3 protein-coding genes are annotated in these 2525 nt (G+C 72.4%); 2 read left to right on the forward strand and 1 reads right to left on the reverse strand.

All coding sequences use genetic code 11. The features are described from left to right. Positions 1-465: MFS transporter (locus B7X32_RS20305; protein WP_292723905.1), on the forward strand; the 465-nt coding region annotated here is incomplete at its 5' end. A 58-nt stretch (positions 466-523) separates the two neighbouring features. Next, complete coding sequence (locus tag B7X32_RS20310) at positions 524-1177, forward strand: NUDIX hydrolase (RefSeq protein ID WP_292723908.1); 654 nt, start codon at positions 524-526, stop codon at positions 1175-1177. 27 nt (positions 1178-1204) lie between these two features. On the opposite strand, the gene B7X32_RS20315 is transcribed toward B7X32_RS20310, so the two are convergent. Next, entirely contained in the window at positions 1205-2413 is a 1209-nt protein-coding gene (locus tag B7X32_RS20315; RefSeq protein WP_292723911.1) for a homoserine O-acetyltransferase, read from the reverse strand. Between the last annotated feature and the right edge of the window lie 112 nt (positions 2414-2525).

Consider the following 2525-nt stretch of genomic DNA (forward strand, 5'->3'; position numbering starts at 1 on the left):
CTCGTCGTGTTCGGCCTGGGCATGACGGTGGGCAACCTCCTCGGCGGGTACTTCGGCGACCGCAATCTGCGGCTCACGCTGCTCGTGGGACTCGCGGCGATGTCCGTGGTGCTGGTGCTGCTCGCGCTCCTCTCGTTCTCGATCTGGCTGCTCGTGCCGCTCTCGTTCGTCATGGCGCTGCTCTCGTCGATCCTGAGTCCGGCGATCCAGACCAGGCTCATGGAGGTCGCGGGGGACAACCAGTCGATCGCCGCCGCGCTGAACCACTCCGCGCTGAACATCGGCAACAGCCTCGGCGCGTTCCTCGGCGGACTCGTGATCGCATGGGGCTGGGGCTTCGCCGCGCCGTCCTGGGTCGGGGCAGGCCTCGCCGTCATCGGTCTCGGGATCGCGATCCTCTCGTACGCCGTGCAGCGCCGCTTCCACACCGAGACCGGATCCGTGCGGGTGCGCGACCTGGTCTGAGCCCGTCCCCGCGCGGGTTCGTCGAGCTTGGCGCATCCCGGCGGCCTAGCATGGGCGGATGAGCTCCGCCGAAGACGACGACCTGCCCGTCGCGGGCACCGCGGTGATCCTGCGCGACGGGACGCACGGGGTCGAGGTGCTGCTCATGCGTCGCCCGGACCGCGGCTCGTTCGCGGGCGCCTGGGTGTTCCCCGGCGGCATGCTCGAGCCCGGAGACCGCGTCGCCGGCGCGGAGGAGAGCGAGGACGCCGGACGCGCTGCCCTCCGCGAGACCGCCGAGGAGGTCGGGCTCGCCCTCGAACGGCTCGTGCTGCTCTCGTGCTGGGTGCCGCCGGCGGGCATCCCGAAGCGCGTGCGGACCTGGTTCTTCCTCGCGGCCGATCCCGGCACGGGGACGATCGCCGCGGAGGATGAGGTGGTCGACGTGCGCTGGTTCGCTCCCGACGCCGCGCTGGCTGCGAACGACGCTGGCACGATCTCGCTCAAGCCGCCGACCTGGCGCACGCTGCACGGCCTGCGCGGCGCGGCCACGGTGCAGGAGGCCTTCGCGCTCGCAAGGGTGCCGGATCCTGCGGTCTTCCGCACGCGGATGGAGCCCACCGAGACCGGCACGATCTTCTACTGGGACGGCGACGAGCTCGCCGGGGGAGCGCCCGGCGCGCGCGATCGGCTCATCGCCGAGAAGCCGGTCTGGCGGTACGAACGGGTCTGAGCCCGTGAGGCGACGGCGCGCCGTCCCTCAGGACGCGAGCAGGCGTCCCAGGTGCCTGCCGACCTCGTCGGTCTCGATGAGGAAGCCGTCGTGGCCGAAGTCGCTCGCGAGCACGACCGCCTCGTTCCCGTCCAGCGTGTGCGGGATGCCCCGTGCGATCCGGTGCTGTCCGTCCACCGGGAACAGCCGGTCGGTGTCGATCCCGAGCACGAGCGTTGTCGCCGTGACCCGCTTGAGCGAGTCCTCGACGCCGCCGCGATCCCGGCCGATGTCGTGCGAGTTCATCGCCTCCACGAGCGTAAGGTAGCTGTTCGCGTCGAACCGCCGGGTGAACTTGTTGCCATGGAAGTCGAGGTAGCTCTCGACCGCGTAGCGTCCGCCCTGACCGAGCGGCGACACGTCGGACTGCCAGGAGCGCTGGAACCGCTGGTTCAGCTCGATCGGGCTGCGGTAGTTCAGCAGGGCCATCCGCCGCGCGAGGGCGAGACCGCGATGCGGGCCCTCGCCGACGGGGGCGTCGTAGTATTCGCCGCCCGCGAAGCGCGGATCCATGCGCACCGTCTCCAGCTGCACGAAGTTGAGGGCGAGCTGGTCCGCTGTCGTGACCGGGGGAGAGGACAGGATCGCGAGCCGCTCGACCCGCTCCGGGTGTCCGACGGCCCACTCCAGGGCGTGCATGCCCCCCATGGATCCGCCGATCACCGCGCCCCAGCGCTCGATGCCGAGCGCGTCCGCGAGCAGCACCTGGGCGGCGACCTGGTCCCGGATCGTGAGGTACGGGAAGCGGGATGCCCACTCGTAGCCGTCCGGCGCGATGCTCGCGGGCCCCGTGGATCCCTGGCATCCGCCCAGCATGTTCGGGGCGATCACGAACCACTCGTCGGTGTCGATCGCGCAGCCGGGGCCGACGATCTCGCCCCACCAGCCGCTCGTGGCGTGCCCGCGGCCGGCCTCGCCGATGACATGGCTGTCGCCGGTGAGCGCGTGCAGGATCAGGACCGCGTTGTCGCGGGCCTCGTTCAGCTCGCCCCAGGACTCGTACGCGAGCCGGATCAGTGGCAGCTCGGCCCCGCCCTCGGTGCGGAACGGCCCGAAGGCCTCGAACCGGCGGTCGCCCGCGGGATCGCCGTCGCGCCAGGCGCCGGTGGACGGCGGGCGGGCGCGCAGCAGGCGGGCGTCCGCCTCCGACACGCGTGCCGAGGGCACCGTGTCCTCCGAGGTCGTCTGCCAGTCCATGGATCCATTCTCCCGGGTGCGGGCGGGTGTGCGCGGAAGGTTACGGCTCCGCCGCGCGCCCCGCGTGGCGGGCGGGGCGCGTCGCGGTGCGCGGGGCGGGGCGGGGTGTGTC

The organism is Microbacterium sp. 13-71-7, assembly GCF_002257455.1.
Taxonomy (GTDB): Bacteria; Actinomycetota; Actinomycetes; order Actinomycetales; family Microbacteriaceae; genus Microbacterium.